This window comes from Nocardia sp. CY41 (genome assembly GCF_009829325.1).
Lineage (GTDB): Bacteria > Actinomycetota > Actinomycetes > Mycobacteriales > Mycobacteriaceae > Nocardia.
In genome coordinates, this window is record NZ_VUOS01000006.1 from 345,185 (window position 1) to 365,016 (window position 19,832).

General features: G+C 70.0%; 16 protein-coding genes. 3 read left to right on the top strand and 13 right to left on the bottom strand.

Features of this window, described 5'->3' with window-relative positions; genetic code table 11:
- Position 1 precedes the first annotated feature (1 nt).
- Entirely contained in the window at positions 2-637 is a 636-nt protein-coding gene (locus GVY64_RS08370; RefSeq protein ID WP_159839997.1) for an SgcJ/EcaC family oxidoreductase, read from the bottom strand.
- Between the two features lie 175 nt (positions 638-812).
- Positions 813-1,442 (bottom strand): glyoxalase, encoded by a 630-nt coding sequence (locus tag GVY64_RS08375; protein WP_159839998.1) that lies wholly within the window; start codon positions 1,440-1,442, stop codon positions 813-815.
- Positions 1,443-1,632: 190 nt separating this feature from the next.
- On the opposite strand from GVY64_RS08375, the gene GVY64_RS08380 reads away from it, so the two are divergent.
- The 3 genes from GVY64_RS08380 to GVY64_RS08390 are packed head-to-tail and all read left to right on the top strand — an operon-like array spanning position 1,633 to position 4,546.
- Positions 1,633-3,333, top strand: a complete 1,701-nt coding sequence (locus GVY64_RS08380; RefSeq protein ID WP_159839999.1) for a GMC family oxidoreductase N-terminal domain-containing protein — start codon at positions 1,633-1,635, stop codon at positions 3,331-3,333.
- A 53-nt stretch (positions 3,334-3,386) separates the two neighbouring features.
- Positions 3,387-3,914: a GNAT family N-acetyltransferase gene (locus GVY64_RS08385; RefSeq protein ID WP_201297941.1), complete on the top strand. Its 528-nt coding sequence runs from the start codon at positions 3,387-3,389 to the stop codon at positions 3,912-3,914.
- A gap of 47 nt (positions 3,915-3,961) precedes the next feature.
- Positions 3,962-4,546: an NAD-dependent epimerase/dehydratase family protein gene (locus GVY64_RS08390; RefSeq protein ID WP_159840000.1), complete on the top strand. Its 585-nt coding sequence runs from the start codon at positions 3,962-3,964 to the stop codon at positions 4,544-4,546.
- A 6-nt stretch (positions 4,547-4,552) separates the two neighbouring features.
- Here the strand turns inward: GVY64_RS08390 and GVY64_RS08395 are convergent, their stop codons facing one another.
- The 11 genes from GVY64_RS08395 to GVY64_RS08445 form a co-directional block, all read right to left on the bottom strand.
- Complete coding sequence (locus GVY64_RS08395; protein WP_159840001.1) at positions 4,553-5,722, bottom strand: MarP family serine protease; 1,170 nt, start codon at positions 5,720-5,722, stop codon at positions 4,553-4,555.
- Between the two features lie 116 nt (positions 5,723-5,838).
- Positions 5,839-8,547 (bottom strand): fumarate reductase/succinate dehydrogenase flavoprotein subunit, encoded by a 2,709-nt coding sequence (locus GVY64_RS08400; RefSeq protein WP_159840002.1) that lies wholly within the window; start codon positions 8,545-8,547, stop codon positions 5,839-5,841.
- Positions 8,544-9,284 (bottom strand): ABC transporter ATP-binding protein, encoded by a 741-nt coding sequence (locus GVY64_RS08405; RefSeq protein ID WP_159840003.1) that lies wholly within the window; start codon positions 9,282-9,284, stop codon positions 8,544-8,546. Before GVY64_RS08405 ends, GVY64_RS08400 begins: the two co-directional genes overlap by 4 nt.
- Positions 9,281-10,138, bottom strand: coding sequence for an ABC transporter permease (locus tag GVY64_RS08410; protein WP_159840004.1), 858 nt, complete (start codon positions 10,136-10,138; stop codon positions 9,281-9,283). The genes GVY64_RS08405 and GVY64_RS08410 overlap by 4 nt, the downstream gene beginning before the upstream one ends.
- Positions 10,135-11,562, bottom strand: coding sequence for an ABC transporter substrate-binding protein (locus GVY64_RS08415; RefSeq protein ID WP_159840005.1), 1,428 nt, complete (start codon positions 11,560-11,562; stop codon positions 10,135-10,137). The genes GVY64_RS08410 and GVY64_RS08415 overlap by 4 nt, the downstream gene beginning before the upstream one ends.
- Positions 11,563-11,574: 12 nt before the next feature.
- Entirely contained in the window at positions 11,575-11,802 is a 228-nt protein-coding gene (locus GVY64_RS08420) for a 4Fe-4S dicluster domain-containing protein (RefSeq protein WP_039797742.1), read from the bottom strand.
- Complete coding sequence (locus GVY64_RS08425) at positions 11,803-12,588, bottom strand: GntR family transcriptional regulator (RefSeq protein ID WP_201297942.1); 786 nt, start codon at positions 12,586-12,588, stop codon at positions 11,803-11,805.
- Between the two features lie 206 nt (positions 12,589-12,794).
- Positions 12,795-13,790, bottom strand: coding sequence for a 1-aminocyclopropane-1-carboxylate deaminase/D-cysteine desulfhydrase (locus GVY64_RS08430; protein ID WP_159840006.1), 996 nt, complete (start codon positions 13,788-13,790; stop codon positions 12,795-12,797).
- Positions 13,787-14,398, bottom strand: coding sequence for a QsdR family transcriptional regulator (locus GVY64_RS08435; protein WP_236566698.1), 612 nt, complete (start codon positions 14,396-14,398; stop codon positions 13,787-13,789). Before GVY64_RS08435 ends, GVY64_RS08430 begins: the two co-directional genes overlap by 4 nt.
- Before the next feature lie 46 nt (positions 14,399-14,444).
- Entirely contained in the window at positions 14,445-16,238 is a 1,794-nt protein-coding gene (locus GVY64_RS08440) for an acyl-CoA dehydrogenase (protein WP_159840008.1), read from the bottom strand.
- Between the two features lie 296 nt (positions 16,239-16,534).
- Positions 16,535-19,513, bottom strand: coding sequence for a helix-turn-helix transcriptional regulator (locus tag GVY64_RS08445; RefSeq protein ID WP_159840009.1), 2,979 nt, complete (start codon positions 19,511-19,513; stop codon positions 16,535-16,537).
- Positions 19,514-19,832 lie beyond the last annotated feature (319 nt).

The window sequence follows — 19,832 nt, forward strand, 5'->3', positions numbered from 1 at the left end:
TTCACCGTTCGGCTTCCGGCTTCGTCGCCGGGGCGAACAGAAACGCGACGCGCTCCATGACCGGCTGCCGCTCGGTGTTGTGGAAACTGGCGATCCGCCACTGGTCGTCGGCTTCCCGGACCAGCGTGTAGGTCTGCGTCTTGGACAGCTCCGCCGGGCGGTCGTCCTCGTAGCGGTCGCCCCGGCTGGTGACGATGGCGACGTCGTCGCCGAAGAAGCGCACGGCGAGGAAGGAGTCGGCGAGTTCGGTGCCCTTCAGGAAGCCCGCGAACAAGGCGCGGTGCGCCCCGGTCAGGTCCCGACGGCCCGCGTAGTGGGTGCCGAGAAACGTGGTGTAGGTGGCGTTCTCGGTGAAGGTCGCACCGAACGCGTCGGCGTCGTTGCGGTCCCACGCCGCGGTCATCGCCGCGATGGTTCCGCACACTGCGCGCAGGTCGTCGGCATTGCCTCCGTCGGGGGTGACCTGCGTGCACTCGGTGACGCCTGCGTCGCGGACGCCGGAGGTCCGATCCAGCCACAGATATCCGCCGCCGGCGACCACGCCCAGCGTCAGTGTGGCGACCCCGAGCGCTCGCACCGCGGTGCGGCGTCGCTTCCGGCGCGGCATGGTCGGTTCGGTCTCGGCGATGGCCGTCATGGGAAACCCCTTCCACATTTATCTTCTCGTAAGACGTATCTTTAAAGAAGATGTCTCTTCGTTGAAGAAGAGAATATGGATGGCGTGGCTCGCTGTCAACCGCCTCCCGGCGACGCCGAGCGGGCCGGTGCGATGGCCGACTCGAAACGGCGCTGTCCTGGTCGGCCCGACCGGCTCAGACCGTGGTCTCCCAGGCGAATCCGTCCGGGTCGGTGAAGCTCCCGAGGGTGCCGTCGAAGGCGATCCGATGCGCCCCGGTGCCTTCCGGGGCGACGCCGGCGTCCTTGGCGGCGGCACGGCGCCCGTAGAGCGCCAGCTTGACCGAGCCGGGCGGGGTGGCGAACTCGACGTACTTGCTGCCGAAGCTCTTCGCCACGGCCAGGCCGCGATCGACGTAGAACTGCTTGGTCGCCTTGACGCTGTCGACCCCGAGGAGCACCACGAAATCGTCGACCTCCCTGGTCGCCGGGCCGGTGTCCTTCTTCGACGACGTCGCGACCTTCCAGATCGCCCCGTCCGGAGCCTGGACGACCCCGCCGTAGCCCCAGAAGCTCTTCTTGGCGGGCTTCAGTGTCGTCGCGCCCGCGTCGAGCGCACTGCCGACGAGGCTGTCGACGGTGCTGGGCTGCGACACCACCAGCGACAGGATGTAGCCGCGGAATCCGGTGGTCGGCGCGTCGGTCGCGCGGACGCGCACCCGGTCGCCGAGGTCGAACGCGGCGGCGTAGAAAGCCGCGGCGGCGGCGGGGTCGGGAGTCTCGAGGACGACGGATTCGATGGCGGTTCGATCAGTGGTGAGGTTCATGACAGTGACGCTAAGCGCGGGGCGATGAGGAGCGCTTCTCGATTCCTGACCGGTTCGCTCGCGAGTAACCGCAGCAGTCTCCTGCGGTTGCTCGCGTCCGGGGCGGCGGGCGCGAAGATGGCCGGAAATATCGATATCGCGTCCGTATCTCTCGTCCGGCCTGCGTGTTTGCCGCCATACGCTCGAGCGCATGGACAGCCACTACGACGTGCTCGTCATCGGTTCCGGCTTCGGCGGCAGCGTCGCCGCGCTGCGCGCGACCGAGAAGGGATACCGGGTCGGCGTGCTGGAGGCGGGCCGGCGATTCGCCGACCACGAGTACGCGAAGAACTCCTGGCATCTGCGCGAGTACCTGTGGGCGCCGAAACTCGGTTGCTACGGCATCCAGCGGATGACCTTGCTCAACGACACCTTCATCATGAGCGGGACCGGGGTCGGGGGCGGTTCGCTGGTGTACGCCAACACGCTATACGAGCCGCCGGAGAAGTTCTACCGCGACAGGCAGTGGGCGCACATCACCGATTGGCGCGACGAGCTGGCGGCGTACTACGACCAGGCCAAGCGGATGCTCGGCGTCACCGAGAATCCGGTGACCACTCCGACCGACCGGATTCTGCGCGAAGTCGCGCAGGACATGGGCATCGGCGACACGTATTGCCGCACGCCGGTGGGAGTGCTGTTCGCGGACAACGATTCCCGGCCGGGCCGGCAGGTCGCCGACCCGTTCTTCGGCGGCGCCGGACCGGCTCGCTCGACCTGCACCCACTGCGGTGAATGCATGACCGGCTGCAGGCACGGAGCGAAGAACACCTTGGTGAAGAACTACCTCTACCTGGCCGAAAAGGCTGGGGCCACGGTGCATCCGCTGACCACCGTCACGGACGTGCGCCCACGGGCCGAGGGCGGCTACGAAGTGCGGACGGTGCGCACCGGGCGATGGGTGCGCAAGGCGGCGCAGACCTTCACCGCCGACCAGGTGATCTTCGCGGCGGCCGCCCTCGGCACGCAGAAGCTGCTGCACCGGTTGCGTGACAGCGGCAGTCTGCCGCAGGTCTCCGCGCGGCTGGGACACTTGGCCCGCACCAACTCCGAGGCTGTGCTCGCCGCGCGCTCCCTGCGCAAGGACACCGATTTCACCAAGGGCGTCGCGATCACCTCCTCGATCCATCCCGACGAGCAGCACACCCACATCGAGCCGGTCCGCTACGGCAAAGGCAGCAATGCGATGAGTCTGCTGGCTACCGTGCTCGTGGACGGTCAAGAAGGCCGGGCCCGATGGTGGCTGGGAGTGCGGGCGCTGGTGGCGCAGCGCCGTCACCTGCTGCACCTGCACAATCCGCGACGCTGGTCCGAGCGCACCATCGGCGTGCTCGTCATGCAGAACGTGGACAACTCGATCGTGACCTACACCAGGCGCGGCGTTTTCGGCAGGCGGATGACGACCAGGCCCGGTGACGGCGCCGCCCCGCCCACCTGGATCCCGGAGGGCCACGAGGTGACCCGGCGGATCGCCGAGAAGATCGACGGCCTCCCGCAGGGCGGGTGGACCGAACTGGCGAACATCCCGATCACCGGCCACTTCATCGGCGGCTGCGCGATCGGCGACTCGGCGGAGACCGGCGTCGTCGACCCGTATCACCGGGTCTACGGATACCCCGGCCTGCACATCACCGACGGCTCGACCATTTCGGCGAACCTGGGTGTGAATCCCTCCCTGACCATCACCGCCCAAGCCGAACGGGCCATGGCGTTGTGGCCGAACAAGGGCGAGGACGACCCGCGACCGCCCCTCGGAACGGCCTACCGCAGGCTCGCGCCGATCGAACCGAAGAACCCGGCGGTCCCGGTCGCCGCACCGGGCGCGTTACGACTGCCCATCACTCCGGTCTGAACAGGAGGAAATACGGTCGCGCCGGGAACGGTCCGGGTGAAAGGATCGGCGCTGTGCCCGCCCACGTCACCCTGCAACCGCTCGACGAGCGATGTCTCACCGATCTGCTCCATGCGGCGGTGGCGGATGCCGAGCCGGGGGAGGTGATGCCGGTCGAGGGGCCGGGCGGCTGGGATACCGACCAGCAAGCGCGCTTCCGGGCGTTCCACCGCCACCGCGCGCTGGCCAGTCCGCCGATCGAGTCGACCTACGGCATCCGAGTGGGCGGCGAGGTGGTCGGCGCGGCACGACTGTGTCCGCTTCCCGACGCGCCGGACGCTGCCGAGGCGGGAGTCTGGATCGGACGCTCCCGCCGGGGAGAGGGCATCGGCACCGCGGTTTTCGCCGAATTGATCGATCAGGCGGCCGCCGAGGGCTACACGAAACTCTTCGTGAGTACGACGACGGACAACACCGCCGTCCTGCGCCTCCTGGCCGCACGCGGCATCGAATGCACGGTGCACGGCGACGCGGCCACCGCCTGGGTGCGCTGCGACCGAACTTCGTCGCCTACGCCACAGTCGCGCGAACGCGAGCGATGAGGGGGCCGGGAAACACCCGGCGCCGCGGGCGCTGGAAAATCGACACCATGCGCATCTTCCTGGCCGGTGCGACCGGCGTGATCGGAGTCCGCTTGCTTCCGCTGCTCGTCGAGGCGGGGCACGAGGTCGCGGGGATGACCCGCTCGGCGGCCAAGGCCGACCAGGTGCGGGCGGCAGGCGCCGAGCCGGTGGTGTGTGATGTCTACGACGCCGACGCGCTGACCGCCGCCGTGGTGCGGTTCGGAGCCGACATGGTGATGCACCAGCTCACCGACCTGCCGGACGACGCCGCGCTGCTGCCGGAGCGGGCCGAGGCGAACGCGCGCATCCGCACCGAGGGCACCGGCAACCTGATCGCGGCCGCGCGGGCGGCCGGAGCGAAACGTTTCCTCGCGCAGAGCATCGCATGGGAACCGCCCGCGGGGCGCGGCGCGGCGATCCAGGAGCACGAAGCGGCCGTGCTGGCCTTCGACGGTGTGGTGGTGAAGTACGGCCAGTTCTACGGCCCCGGCACCTATTACGAGACCGAACTGCCCACGCACCCGCGCGTGCACGTCGACGACGCCGCGGAGCGGACGATTCCGCTGTTGGACGCCTCGAGCGGTGTGGTGATCGTCGCCGACGCCTCCTGACGCCGGTCAGGCGGCGCACGGGCCGGTGTCGACCGGCCGGTCCGAACGCCACGCGTGGTCGAGCCGGTCGAGAACCTCGGGCAGGCTCGTGGCGAACCCGACGTTGCTGTTGTTCTCGTCGACACCGAACACGATGGCCAGCACGCGGCCGTCGCGGTCGACCAGCGGGCCGCCCGAATTGCCGTGCTGGATAGCGCCGTCCAAGGTGTAGATCTCGCGTTCGCCCAGACCGGTGCGGTAGATGTCGCGCACCTGGCGCGCGGCGCGGCTGCGCACCCGGGTGGCGGACGCGGTGTAGGACCCGCCCCTGGGATAGCCGAGCGCGATGGCGTCGGTGCCGGGACCGGCGGGTTCGGGGGCGACGGTGAGGGCGGGCGCGGCGAGACCGGGGACGGCGAGCACCGCGATGTCCATGGTCGGATCGAACTGCACGACCGTCGCGGCGAGCGGCTCGGTCGCGGTGTCGACGGAGACTTTGCTCGATCCGGCGACGACGTGCGCGTTGGTCAGCACGCGCTCCGGTGCGATCACGAATCCGGAACCGGACTGGCGCACGCCGCAGGTCGGCGCGAGGTCTTGGATCCGAAGGACGCTCGGCCGCAGTGCTGCGGGCATCGGACCCTCGACGATGCCCGGATCGGGCGGCGCGAGCGGCCTGCCGATGCCCGCGTCCACGATCGGCCCGGTAAGCACCTCGGACAGGCCGGACAGCCAGAACGGCGCGACGCCGTCGACGGTTCGCACGGTCGTCGAATCACGCACCAACGCGGCCGATTCCAGCGGTGCGGCGAACAGCCACACCACCAGCGGGACCGCGAGCGCGTGGACGAGACACCCGCAGAGGGCGTCGGCGCGTTGCGTGACCGGGCCGGAAACCGCGGCGCGCGCGGCGCGTCCGGCCCGGTGCCCGGCGATCGCGCCGAACGCGACCATGCCGGCGATCACCGTCACCGCGAGCAGAAGCCGCACGACACCCGGGGCGAACCGGCCGAGCGCCGCGGCCGAGAGCGCCGCGCCGAGGATCGCCCCCGCCAAACCACCCGCGAGCCCGGGCAGTCCCACGATCGCGCCGCGGCGCCAGCCGAGCACCGCGGCGACCGCGAGGGCGGCGAGCACGGCGAGATCCAGCCAGTTCGGCACGGTCAACGCCACACTCCCGTCGCTGCTGATGGACAACGGCGACACTTGTCGTCGGCCGCCCCGTCACCACCCGGCTATACCCTGGTTAGCGCGTCGGCAACGGTCGAGCCGCTAATCTAATCAGCGATTCGAGCTGCGGCAACCACGTCGCCCTACGCCGTGGGCTGGGTGGCCAGCGCCCGCCGGGCATACGCGCGCACGTCGGCGTCGGTGTCGTCGATCGCGGCGCGCAACGCGTCGTGCGCGGCGGGCAGGTCCGGCCACGCCGACAGTGACAGCACCGCCGCCTTGCGGACGTCGAGATGCGGGTCGCGCAGCGCCGCAGCCAGAATCGGCACCGCGAGGTCCGGGTCCGCGCCTGCGAGTCCGCGCGCCGCCCCCTGCCGGATCTGCCAGGCCGAGTGGCGCAGGGCGGCATCCAGCGCGGCGACGTCCGCGGGCTCGGCGCCGAGCTGGGCGAACGCGCTCAGCGCCGCGGCGCGGACCAGCGGGTCCTGGTCGTCGCCGAGGCGACGGATCACCTCGGTCCCGCCGTCGCCGATGGCGGCCAGGCCCTGCGCGACCGCGATCCGCACCTCCCGGTTCTCGTCGGTGGCCAGGGTGGCGACACCGTCGCGATCGTTCAGCGAGACGAGCGCGCGAACCGCCTCGATGCGGACGCGATGGTCCCCATCCGCGAGCGCGGCGCGATACTGCGCTGCCTCGCCCGCCCGCAGCGCGCGCAACAGATCGATCACGGTGGACCGCACGACGGGATCCGCCGAACCGAGCCGGTCGGCGAGTCCCGCGGCCGAGGGCAGCACCTCGACGAGTTCGCGCAGGCCGGCCGCGGCCGCGCGGCGGACCGAAGCCGCCTCGTCGTCCAACGCCTCGCCCAAGGCGATGGCGAAGCCCTCCGGCGTGTGCTCGGTGAGCACCGAGATCGCCGCGGCCCGTACGCCCGCGTCCGGATTGGTCAGATAGGCCGACAATTGCGCCACCGTGGGCACGTCGAGCGCGAGCAACGCGACGATCCGGGGTGACGGGGGAGTGGCGGGCTGCGCGATACCGGCTTCGGTCCGCTCGTGCTCAGCGACGACGCCGGTGTGCGACGCAGGGCCGACGGGCTGGTGCGGCTGGTGCACCGGCACCGCGTCGGCATCGGCCGAGGGCAGGTCGTCGAGCCCGGGCACGGGAACCAGGTACGGCGCCACCGGCCGCTTCAGGAACGCCATGGTTCCGTCGGGGTTCTTGCGCAGGTTGAGGTGGTATCGCCATTCGACATCGTCGCGTTCGGGTAGGTCGGCGCGCTCGTGGTAGAGGCCCCAACGGGATTCGGTCCTGGTCAGTGAACTGCGGGCGGCCATCTCGGCGCAATCGCGGATGAACGACACCTCCACCGCGCGCATCAGCTCGTGCGGCGTGCGCGCGCCGATGCTGTCGACCTCCGCGCGCATCCGTTCGAAGGTCTCCACCGCGATGGCCAGCTTGGTCGCCGTTTTGGGCGGCGCGACATAGTCGTTCACGAAACGCCGCAACTTGTATTCGACCTGTGGTTGCGGCGGCCCGTCCGGCTGACGCAGCGGCCGGTAGATCAACTCGTGGGCCGCGGCCAGCTGGTCCTCGGGCAGCTCGTCCGGCACGGTGACCTCGTCCAGGGTGGACGCGGCGTGCGCGCCGGCCAGATCACCGAAGACGAACGCGCCGATCATGTAATTGTGCGGTACGCACGCCAGATCGCCCGCCGCGTACAAGCCGGGCACCGTGGTGCGCGCATGCTCGTCGACCCACACGCCGGAGGCGGAGTGCCCGCTGCACAGGCCGATCTCGGAGATGTGCATCTCGATGTCATGGGTGCGGTAGTCGTGGCCGCGGTTGGCGTGGAAAGTACCGCGGGTCGGGCGCTCGGTCGTGTGCAGGATGCCTTCGAGCGTGCTCAGCGTCTCGTCGGGCAGGTGCGACACCTTGAGATAAATCGGGCCGCGCGCGGATTCGATCTCTCGTTTGACCTCGGACATCATCTGGCCCGACCAGTAGTCGGAGTCGACGAAGCGTTCGCCTTCGGCGTTGACCTGGTAGCCGCCGAACGGATTGGCGACGTACGCGCAGGCCGGGCCGTTGTAGTCCTTGATCAGCGGGTTGATCTGGAAGCATTCGATGCCGCTGAGTTCGGCGCCCGCGTGGTAGGCCATCGAGTAGCCGTCGCCCGCGTTCGTCGGATTCTCGTAGGTGCCGTACAGGTATCCGCTGGCGGGCAGCCCGAGCCTGCCGCACGGCCCGGTGGCCAGGACCACCGCTTTCGCGCCGACGGCCACGAATTCGCCGGTGCGGGTGTGCAGGGCGGCGGCGCCGACCGCGCGCCCGTTGTCGGTGAGCACGCGCACCGGCATGAGCCGGTTCTCGATGCGGATCTTCTCGCGCATCTTGCGCTGGCGCAGCACGCGATACAGCGCCTTCTTGACGTCCTTGCCCTCGGGCATCGGCAGCACGTACGAGCCGGAGCGATGCACCCGGCGCACCGCGTATTCGCCGTACTCGTCCTTCTCGAACTTCACGCCGTAGCGCTCCAGCCGCTGCACCATGGCGAAGCCGCGCGTCGCGGTCTGATAGATGGTGCGCTGGTCGACGATCCCGTCGTTGGCCCGGGTGATCTCGGCGACGTAGTCCTCCGGTTCCGCCTTGCCCGGGATCACGGCGTTGTTCACGCCGTCCATGCCCATGGCCAGCGCACCGGAGTGCCGCACGTGGGCCTTCTCCAGCAGCAGCACGTTCGCGCCGCGCTCGGCGGCGGTGAGCGCGGCCATCGTGCCCGCCGTGCCGCCGCCGACGACGAGCACGTCGCAGTCCAGCCGAATCCGTTCCGACAGCGGCGGAATGTTCACAGTCTCTCCAGGATCTCGGCCTTCGTCGCGGACCGGTCGATCGCCTCGCGCGGGCTGGGCACGGGGACCAGCGCGCGCAGCGTGCCGCCGCCGAGCACGGCGATGCGGTCGCCGAGCAGCAGGGCTTCATCGAGGTCGTGGGTGACGAAGACGATGGTGGTGGGGTGGGCGCGCCAGGTCTGGATCAGCAGGCGCTGCATGGTCTGCCTGGTCTGGGTGTCCAGCGCGCCGAACGGCTCGTCCATCAGCACGGCGCGCGGCGCGGCGGCCAGGCTGCGCGCCAGCTGCACGCGCTGGCGCATGCCGCCGGACAGGTCGCGCGGCAGGTAGTCGCCGTACCCGGTGAGCCCGACCTCCTCCACCCAGTGCAGGGCGGTGGCTCTGCGCTCGGCCCGGGGCGTGCCGCGCAGGCGCAGGGCGAGTTCGATGTTCTGGCGTACCGTGCGCCACGGCAACAGCGCGTCGTCCTGGAACACCAGGGCGCGGTCGGCCGCGGGCCCGGTGACGGGGTCGCCGTCGGCCAGCACGGCTCCGCCTTCCGGCGCGCGCAGTCCGGCGATCGCGCGCAGCAACGTCGACTTGCCGCATCCGGATTTGCCGACGACGACGAGGATTTCCCCCGGCGCGATCGACAAGTCGAGTCCGTCGAGCACCGGTTCGCCGCCATACGCGATCCGGACGCCGGTGAGGCTCAATCGCATTCCGGTCGATGCCGGTGCGTCGATCACTGTGGTCATGCTTCGACCTCCCTGGGCAGCCAGCGGGTGATGCGGCGGCCGGCCAGCTCGACCAGCCCCGAAGTCGCGAAACCGAGGACGCCGATGGTGATCATGCCGACGAACACCGCCGGATAGTCCACGATGGTGTAGGCCTGCCAGGTGCGGTAACCGACGCCGAGGCGGCCGGAGATCATCTCCGCGGAGATGAGACAGATCCACGCCACGCCGACGCCGACGGACAGTCCGCTGAAGACGCCGGGCAGGATGCCGGGGAACACCACCCGCGCGAGGACGTCCAGCCGGGACGCGCCGAGCGTGCGCACGGCGTCCTCCCAGATCGTCGGCAGGGCGCGCACCGCGTGCCTGGTGCTCACCAGCACCGGGAACAGCGACGCGGTGAAGGTGATGAACACGATGCCGGATTCGTCGCTGGGGAACAGCAGGATCGCGACCGGGACCAAGGCGATGGCCGGGATCGGCCGGACCAGTTCGGCCAGCGGGCCGAAGGTGTCGGCCAGCAGCCGCGACCGGCCCAGGCCGATCCCCGCGAGCACGCCGATCACCGCCGCCAGCCCGAAGCCGGTGACGATTCGGATCAGCGACTGCGCGATGTCCAGGTAGTACTGGTCGGCGCGCAGTTGCGCGCCGAATTCGGCGACGATCTCGGTGACGGTCGGCAGCGTGTCGAAACGCAGGCCCGCCCGCACGTTGTTGACCGTGAGCAGTTGCCACAGACCGACCGCGACGGCGACCGAGGAGACTCGCAGCAGGCGCGAGCGCCAGGCCGATCGCGGCGTCGGAGTGGCCGCCGATCGGGTGGCGGCGGGTTCGGCTGTGACGGGCGCCGCCGGTGCGGCGAGTTCGCTGGTCATCCGCGTACTTCCGTGACGGCCTGGTCGTAGGTGACCGGCGCGGCGGACGGATGCGCCCGCCGGTAGCGCTGCGCGGCCGCGGGGGTGGTGAAGGGCAGGTAGGCGGCGCCGTCGCGCAGCCAGATCGACTTGTCGGCGAACCAGCGGGTGCCGAGCTCGGTATCGGGGACGTAGGCCGCGCGGATCGTCCGGCCCTGCGCCTTCGCGGCCTGGACGGCGCGCAGCAGGCAGGTCGGATCCGCGGCCGGTTGCGGCTGGGCTGCGCCGTCCACCCACAGCTCGCCGGCCAGCGCGGGGTTTTCCGCGGCTTTGCCGCAGACCGGGTCGGCGCCGGTGACCCGGGTCGGGTTGGCATTGGACGCCAGGTCACGGTCGTAGTCGCCGCGGCCGGTCTCCGCGTACGCCTTGCGCAGCGGCCCGTCGTCGACGAACCGGTCGATGTCCAGGTCCGCGAAGTCGCCGATCGACTTCAGATATGCCACATCGCCTTTGAGCGCGTTGATCAGGCTCGGCTTGAGCGTGGTGTCGAAACTCGTTCCGCCGGGACCGTTGTAGAGATACACCACCTCCTGCGGCAGTCCGGACCCGTCGGCGACGATCTTCGCGGCCTCGAACGGCTTCTCCTGCAAGAACCGGGTGGCGTCCAGTTGCGCGGCCAGGAACGCCTGCAGCACCTCCGGATGCTCGGCGGCGTAGGCGCGCCGGGCGACCACGCCGTGGAAGGTCGGCACGCCGAGTTCGGCGCCGTCGTAGAGCAGCTTGGCCTTGTTCTGGAAGACGACCAGCCCCGGCCACGCGACGAACTGGGACAGCGCGCCCACCTGACGGGATTCCAGGGCCGTCGCGCCGACCTGCGGCTGCTGGTTGAGCACCTCCACGCCCTTGGCCGGATCGATGCCGGCCCGCGACAGCGCCTGCACCAGCGTGCCGTGCCCGGCCGAGCCCACGCTGGCCGAGATCTTCTGCCCGGCCAGGTCGGCGATGCCGGTGGCCGCCGAATCGTTCGGCACCACGACCATGTTCAGCGCGCCCTTGGGGTTGTACCCGGTGACCGACACCAGTTCGGTGCGCGAGCGCTCGTTGACCTGGGTGCGGGAGCCGTTGATCAGCAGCGGGTAGTCACCCATCGACCCGATGTCGATCTTCTCGGCCACCATCTGCGCGGTGATCGGCGCGCCGGTGTCGTAGTCCTGCCACTCGACCTGGTACTCGGCTCCGCCGCTTGCGGTGATCTTCCGCAGCCGCTGCTCGAGGTAACCCTGCGCGCGCAGCAGCGTGCCCGCGGTGACGGTGTTGATGGTCTTGGACTGGTAGCCGACGACCACCTTGACGGTGCCCGCCGGTGTGTCGTCGCTCTGCTCCAGCGAGCACCCGGTGAGCGCGAGCGCGGCGGCGAGCAGGACGGGGGCGAATTTCACTTTCATCGGTCTTCCAGATCAGCGGAGCAGGTAGGGCATGTTGACGGTGACGGCGCCGGTCGGGCAGCGGGCCGCGCAGGGACCGCAGTACCAGCACTCGTCCACGTGCATGAAGGCCTTGCCGTTCTCGGGGTTGATGGCCAGGGAGTCGAGCGGGCAGATCTCGACGCACAACGTGCAGCCCTGGATGCACAGCGACTCGTCGATGGTGACGGGGATGTCGGCGCGCTGGTTCACGAGTGCCATCTAGAGGACCTTCCATTCGGGGGTGCTGCGGGTCAGGCTGCCGCGCATGGTGATGCGGTCGCCGCGCATGCGGATGTACTCCAGATCGACCGGGCGGCCGTCGTCGAGCCGGGTCAGTCGTTCCAGCATCAGCAGCGGCGCGCCGCCGGGGATGTCGAGGGTGGAGGCGGTGTGCGGGTCGGCGGGCACCGCCTCCAGGGCGAGGTCGGCCGAGCCGAGCGAGTGGCCGCTGATGCGTTCCAGCAGCACGAAGACGTCGGTGTGCTCGAGGTCGTGGCCGAGTACCTCGGTGCCGATGTCGGGCACGAGGTAGGTGAGGTCGAGACTCAGCGGCAGATCCGCGAGGTAGCGCAGCCGCTCCAGGTAGACCACGCGTTCGCCCGGCGCCAGGCCGAGCCTGCGGGCGACGGCGGGCGGCGCGGTGACGTGCATCGCCGCGCGCACCTCGTTGCGCACGGTGCCGTGGCCCTTGAACGTCTCCTGTAGGCCGAGCAGCGCGTCGAGTCCGTGGTCGAATTTGCGGGTGGCCACCCGGGTGCCCACTTTGGGCGCCCGGTCGATCAAACCCTCGTCCTTCAACAGCGCCAACGCGTCGCGGACGGTGTTGCGCGAGGAGCCGTACTCGGCGGCGAGTTCCTGTTCGCTCGGCAGCGCGCCGTCGAACGCGCCCGCGTGCAGTTGGTGCCGCAGAACGTCGGCCACCCGCCGCGCTTGATCGGCGCGCAACTGCCGCACCGGCGTGGGCTCCGCTGCCACCGTCTCCGCCTTTCCATCGCTGACCTGCACGAATAGCGACGATAACGGGGTGGCGGCGGCGAATTCGCCCGCGTTTGTGCCGAGAAAAATCAGGGGATGTTATTGCGCCGGGTCCGTCGTGGTCCGACCTGGCGATATGCGCGGCGGACCGGCTAATACGCCACGTCGGACGTCGGCGGCCGAATTCCGATCACAGCGATTCGAAAGCGGGGCCCTGCGGCCCGCGCCGTGCGAATCTACGGTCGCGGACCGTAAGTATTGAGGAACAGCACCGGCCCCGCGCCGAAGTCGCCCGCGTCGTCCATGGCGAGCAGCGCGGCGAGTGCTTTGGCGGTGTAGACGGTTTCCAAGTGCAAACCGGTCTGTCCGGCGCGCTGCTCGGCTTCCCGGGCAGCGAGCGTGGTGTGGCCGTAGCCGGGGCCGAGCCAATCGGTGGTCATCGTGACGTCCTCGGGCCGCAGCCCGGTGGGGGTGAAGCGCGCTCCGCGGGCGCGAAGCAGATGTTCGGTCCGGGTGGCGAGACGCACGATGTGCTTCGCGTCGAGTGCGAGTGCGTCGTTGACGACCACGCCGACGACGCGCGTGCGCAACCCGGCCAGACGCAGACCGAGAGCGAGTCCGGCGGCGGTGCCGCCGGATCCGACGGCGGTGACGATGTGGCCGGGTTCGGGGAGTTCGCCCGCGCCGACCTGGGCCGCGATTTCGCAAGCCGCCTCGACGTAACCCAGGGCGCCGACCGGTGACGACCCGCCCGCGGGCAGGAAGTACGGGCGTGTGCCGCCACGGATCCTGCGCAGATACAGCCACGGCGCCGCGAGTATCGTGCGCACCTTGCTGTGCGTGAAATACAAGGTGGCGCCCGAGTTCCGCAGTCGCCGCAGTTGGGCGCGCACGTGGTCGTCCACCGGTTGGTCGACCAGGGCGAGCGCGGTATCGATGCCCTGGGCGCGGCCGTACAAGGCCGTGGCGAGCCCCCAGTTCGTTCCGGTGCCGCCGACGGTGAGAATGGTGCGCGCGCCGCGTCGGCGTGCCTCCGGCAGCAGCCATTCCAGCTTGCGGACCTTGTTGCCGCCCCATCCGCCGTCGCCGTATCCGCTCTCGTCCTTGCACCACAGCTCAGCCGTGGTGCCGAGGTCGCACCGGCGTACGGGCGTCGGGGCGGTGCCGAGGCGGACGAACGGCAACGTCTCGGCCACCTCGGGAAAGCGCGCGTGCAGTAGCGCTCCGGTCACGGCGTGATCGCCTCGGGGATGCCCAGCAGCGCCGCCTGGACCTCGTGCAGCCGGTCGACGTCGCCGCGAATGCCCGCGACGCTGTCGTTGTACAGGAACGCCTCGCCGAGCCGGACCAGCGCGTAGGCCAGTAGCGCCGGTTCCAGCGGGGGCTGATAGCCGTCCTCTTCCGTCGCGCGGACGATCAGCTCCTGGACGGTGCCGACGACCAGCGGTTGCACCGGGCCGTCGCCCGCGGTGAGAATGCGCAGCCCGGACAGCGGCTCGTTCTCGAAATAGCGCCGGAACGGTTCGTTGTCGGTCATCCACCGGTTGACCCGGTACAGCACGTCCAGGATGCGCCGCGCTCCGGTGGAGCGACGGCGGGCGTCGGCGCGGGTGAGCAGCGCCTCGAACTCCCCGGCCAGGACCGCACCGAGCACCCCGTCGCGGGAGCCGAACCAGCGGTAGACCGACGCGCGGCTGAGCCCGAGCTGTCCGGCGATCGCCTGGATGTCCACGCGCTCACCGGCCAGGAACGCCCGGCGGGCATGCTCGATGACCTGTTCCCTGGTCGCGGAGGCCGGTCGGCCGGGAGGGCGAGTGGTCCGCTGGCTGGAATCGATCACCGCGGAATGATACATCGTCGAGACGGTGTATCGAAACGGGCTGTGTTCAGAACCAGGCGTCGCGCATCTGCAGAGTAGTCCGGTCCAGCCGGGCCAGCAGATCCAGCGCCGGTGCGGTCTTGGGCAATTCGAAACGATAGAAGAACCGGGCCGCGTGCCGCTTGCCATCGTAGAAATCGCCGGAACGATCCCCGGCTGCGAGGAACTGTTCGAGCCAGATCCAGGCCAGCACAGTGTGCCCGAACGCTTCCAGGTATACCGAGCTGTTGGCCAGCGCGGCCTCGGCATCGCCGGAGGCGAACAGTCCGGCGGTCACCTCGACCAACCGCCGCCATGCCGAATCCAGCTCCGCGGCGAGTTCGGCCGCCTCGCCGCCCGCCGCGCGTGCGGCGGTGATGGTCGCATCGACGCGCGCACCGAGCGCGAGCAGGCTGGCGCCGCCCTGCTGGGTGACTTTGCGTCCCAGTAGGTCCAGGCCCTGGATGCCGTGTGTGCCCTCGTGGATCGGGTTGAGCCGGTTGTCCCGGTAATGCTGCTCGACGTTGTATTCACGGGTGTAGCCGTAGCCGCCGAGCACCTGGATGGCAAGGCTGTTGGCCTCGAGGCACCACTGCGACGGCCAGCTCTTGGCGATCGGGGTGAGGATGTCCAGCAGCAGGGTGACCGCGCGGCGTTCGTCCTCGGATTCGGCGGTGCGCTGTTCGTCCACCAGTCGCGCGCAGTAGAGCACCAGCGCCAGAGCGCCTTCGGCATAGGACTTCTGCGCCAGCAGCATGCGCTTCACGTCGGCGTGCTCGATGATCGGCCGCTGCGGCGCGGACGGGTCGGCGGGGAGCTTGGCCCGGCCCTGCGTGCGCGTGCGCGCGTAGTCCAGCGACTCGAGGTACCCGGTGTAGCCGAGCGCCGTGGCGACCAGGCCGACGCCGATGCGCGCCTCGTTCATCATGTGGAACATGTAGGTCAATCCGCGATGAGGCTGGCCGACCAGGTAGCCGACCGCGCCGGGCGCGCCACCCGGCGTCCAGCGGCCCTCGCCGAAATTCAGCACGGTGTTGACCGTGCCGCGGAAGCCCATCTTGTGGTTGAGCCCGGCCAGCGCGACGTCGTTGCGCTCGCCGATCGATCCGTCGTCGCCGACCAGGAACCGGGGCACCACGAACAGCGAGATGCCCTTGGTGCCCGCGGGCCCGCCGGGGATCTTGGCCAGCACCAGGTGCACGATGTTCTCACCGAGCTCGTGATCGCCGCCCGAGATCCACATCTTGGTGCCGAACAGGCGGTACGTACCGTCGTCCTGCGGTTCGGCGCGGGTGACGATGTCGGCCAGCGACGACCCGGCCTGCGGCTCCGACAGGCACATGGTGCCGAAGAAGCGGCCCTCGAGCATGGGCCCGACGAACTTCTCGACGTGCTCGGGTCCATGGGCGATGAGCAGATTCGCGTTGGCGACGGTGAGGAACGGGTAGCCCGCGGTGCCGGGGTTGGCCGCCTGGAACCAGGCGTAGCTCGCCTGCGCGACGGTCGCGGGCAGCTGTGCGCCGCCGAGTTCGTAATCCATTGCCGCCGAGGGCAGCCCGGCCTTGGCGAAAGCGGCCAGCGCCTGGCCGACCTCCGGGATGATGGTCACGCGTTCGCCGTCGAAGGTGGGTTCGTTGGCGTCGTTGAGCTTGTTGTGCGGCGCGAAGTACTTGGTGGCGAGCTGCTCGCTGAGCTCGAGTACCGCGTCGAAGGTCTCCCGCGAGTGCTCGGCGTACCGCGCGCGCTTGGTCAGCCCCTCGACGTCCAGCCACTCGTAGAGCAGGAAATCGAGATCGCGCCGGGACAGCAGGGTCGACCGCATCAGCCAGTCCTTTCGAGACATGTTCGACTTACTGTATCTTACGGACCGGTGGCCGGATGTCTACCGGTGCGGTCGCGCGCTCTCGGCGCCGAAGCAGGTCGTCTTCGCCGCCGGTGCTTCGATCGCGGTCCGGCGAGGTGGGTGAGGTGGTCGGTCGGCACGCTCCGGCCGGGATTTTTCGGCCGGGGCATGGCCTAGCGGTCCGAACGTGGTAGGCGACCTGCCGGAGCTGCCGCAGTTCAGCTGTTGCCATCCAGGCACAGTGCGGCGGGGCGGCGTCGCCCGTAAGTGGCCGGTCATCCCTCGGGAACGAGCAATCCACGTTCCCGCGCGATGGCGGCCGCCTCGGTGCGGCTGGACACACCGAGCTTGGTGAGGATCCGCGAGACGTGCACACCCGCGGTGTTGGCGCTGATGAACAACTCGGCCGCGATCCGACGGTTGCTCGCGCCCGTGGCCACCAGGCGCAGCACGTCGAGTTCACGCGGGGTCAGCCCCGAGGTGTTCGCCGACCGGGCCGCGGCAGGCCGGCGACCGGAGTCGGCGAGTTCGATCCCGGCGCGGTCGGCCAGCTGCCTGGCCTGCTCGGCGAGTGGCGCCGCCGCCACATCGTCCGCTAGCTGGAGAACGGACCGCAGGGCGCTGCGCGCTGCCGGTCGATCACCGGCGGCCAATTCCGCTTTGCCGGATTCGAGCAGGCTGCGGGCCAGCTCGAAGGGCCGGCGCAGGGTTCGCCAGGAAGCGGCCACCGCGGTCCAGTCGGCGGGACGGCCACTGCGCACGGCGTGGCAGGAATTCCGGTATGCGGCGTCGACCGCGGTGGTCACCGGCAGCCTTTCCGTTACGGAGTGCAGAACCAATGGGGCGCAGCGAGTTCGGGCGACAGCATCGGCCAGCGCCCATGCCTCGTGATGATGCGCGGCCAGATCGTCCGCGGTCAGCGTCGCTGCGCCGATCTCGGCGGCGCGCTGCGGATTGCCCTTCGCGAGCGCGATCTCGGTCTGCACGGTGTGCAGCTGGATCTGATATTGCCTGGCCCAGCGCCGATCTCCGAGCAAGGGCTGCGCCTTCGCAGCGCTCATCGTCGCGGCCTCGTCGTCGCCACGCGCCAGCAGGATCCGCGCGTGACACAGCAGCAGCGCGGCGGTGCTCAACGGCGGCAACTGCTCGGTGAGCGATTCGTCGATCAGATCGAGCGCCTCGTCCCAGCGGCCCAGGGCGGTGAGCGCCTGCGCCCATTTGACCAGCAGAATCGGCGCGGCCTCGGCGAATCGGTAGCTCTCGTGCGCGGCGCGCAACCCCTGTTGGATCGCCGCGATGGCCGCCTCGTCGGCGCCTGCCGACACCAGCAGCGCCGTCTCCCACAGCACCACGGTCAGCAAAGTGCCCGGATCTCCCGCGGCCTTCGCGGCGGCATGCGCCCGCTCGAAATGGGTCATGGCGACGTCCGGACGGTCCGCGGTGGCCAGCCCGAGATAGGCGTGGGCACGCGCGGCCAGTGACGAGGCGCTCCGGTCCTCGCGAAGGACGCTCGAACGCCGCCAGTGGCTCACTGCGGTCGCGACATCCGCACCGGCCGCCTCCTCGAGCACACCCGGCGGGCGGAGTGCCGTAGCCGTGACCGATGAGGTGTCGTGGGCGGTCGGGACATCAAGCAACTGTTCGGCTACCTCGACGGCGGCACGCGCGTCGTTCTCGGCCGCGGCCGCCGCGCCGCTGAACGCCCGTGCCGCGGCGAGTTCGGCGAGCACCTGGCCGCGTAGCAGAGTAGGACGGTTCGAAGGAAGACATGCCAGTGCCGCGAGCAGGTCGTCTTCGCCGCCGCCACTGCTCTGATTGCGCAGTCCGGCGCGGTAGTAGTGCAGCCGGGCGGCACGCTCCGGCTCGGTCCCCGCATCGATGGCGGCCAGCGCCTCGTCGGCCGCCGCGATCCCGCGCTCGACGACGCCGCCCCGAAAGCATGCCGCCACGACCGCTTCCACGACCTCGGCCCGCTCGGCGTGCACTCGGCTTGCCGCTTCCGCCACCCGATCCCACGATTCGAGCACTCGGTCCAGATGGCGCACCTCGACACGGTGTGCCCCGACACTTCTCGCTTCCGCCGCCGCTTCCCAGGCGGCCGCGATTGCCGAGGAGAATTCTCCGGCTGCATACGCGTGATAGGCCAGCTCGCCGGAGGGGCATTGGCCCGCATCGCGTTCGCGGAGCGCGATCAGTGCACGAGAAATGTTTCGGTGCAATCGTTTTCGCTCGGCCGGCAGCAAGTCGGCGTAGACGGCGTCGCGGATGAGAACGTGCCGGAACGCGTAACCGGTGTCGTCGGGCACCAGCAGCTGCTGGTCGACCAGCAGCTGCAACGCTGTGGTCAGCGCGTCCTCGGCGAGGCCGGAAGCCGCCGCCAGCACGGTGTGCCGGACCGGTGACCCGGCCGCCGCCGCGAGCCGCAGCACCGATGCGGCCTGATCGGGCAGGTCCGACAGGAGACCGAGCAACAGCTCGGACAGCTCGGCGGGCGTGTCCTCGGGTGCGGGGCCGAGCGCCTCCACGAACAGCGGGATTCCTCTGCTGCGTTCGAAGACGCGCGCGATCGTCCCCGGTTCCGGTTCTCTGCCGCGCAGCGCGGCCAGCTGCCTGCCGACCTCGTGCTTGGTCAGCGGCGCCGTCGAGAGCAGACGGACACTCGGGTCCCGGCGCAGGCCGGTCACCAGCCTGCGCAACGGCCCGGAATCGGCGGGCCGGTAAGTGCCGACCAAGAACAGATCCCCTTCGGCGATGTTGGCCACCAGGAAGGCGAGCAGGTCCAGGCTGGCGTCGTCGGCCCAGTGCAGATCTTCCAGCACCACCACCAGCGACTCGGTCATGGCGAACTGTTCCAGCACGGTCAAGATCTCGCCGAACAACCGGATCCTGTCGGTGTCGGCCTCCGCCGCGTCCGACCGCGCCGCCAGTTCGGGAAGCCAGCGCGCCAGCGCCGGTCGCGCCGGAAGCAGCGCCGCGAGCGCCTCCACGCCTTTGTCGCGCAGCAGTGCGCGAATGATCGCGAGGAACGGAGCGAACGGAACTCCCTTCGCACCGAATTCCGGGCACCGTCCCGACACCACCGCCGTGCGAGCATCGAGCCGCATCCCGAACTCCGCCACCAACCGCGACTTACCGATACCCGCTTCACCCCCGACCAGCACGGTATGCACCGCCGGATCCCGGTGAGCATCCTGCAACGCCGCGAGTTCGGCGGCCCGCCCCACGAAGGCGCCGCGTACCGGAAGGCTGACCACGGCGCGATCATGCCCGCACCGCGCGCTCGGCGCCAACCTGGGCAGACCCTGGCCATCACGACTTACGACCATGAAGTCGCACTCTGGGAGCTGCACGGGGTTGAACGAGATTCGCGAGAATCTCTTGCGTGCCGCCTGTGCACGTATGTCATCTGCGCTCGATAAGACTCTGTGGGCGTTCTATGCTCCTGGACTGGCCTACCGTGAAGGATTCGCGTACTAGGTCGTGTCTCGGAACTATCCTGCGGTAGTGGGATCCGCTCGTCCGGCTGCGCGTAATAACGAATTCTCGTGATTCGGTCCGCCCCTCTTTACACGA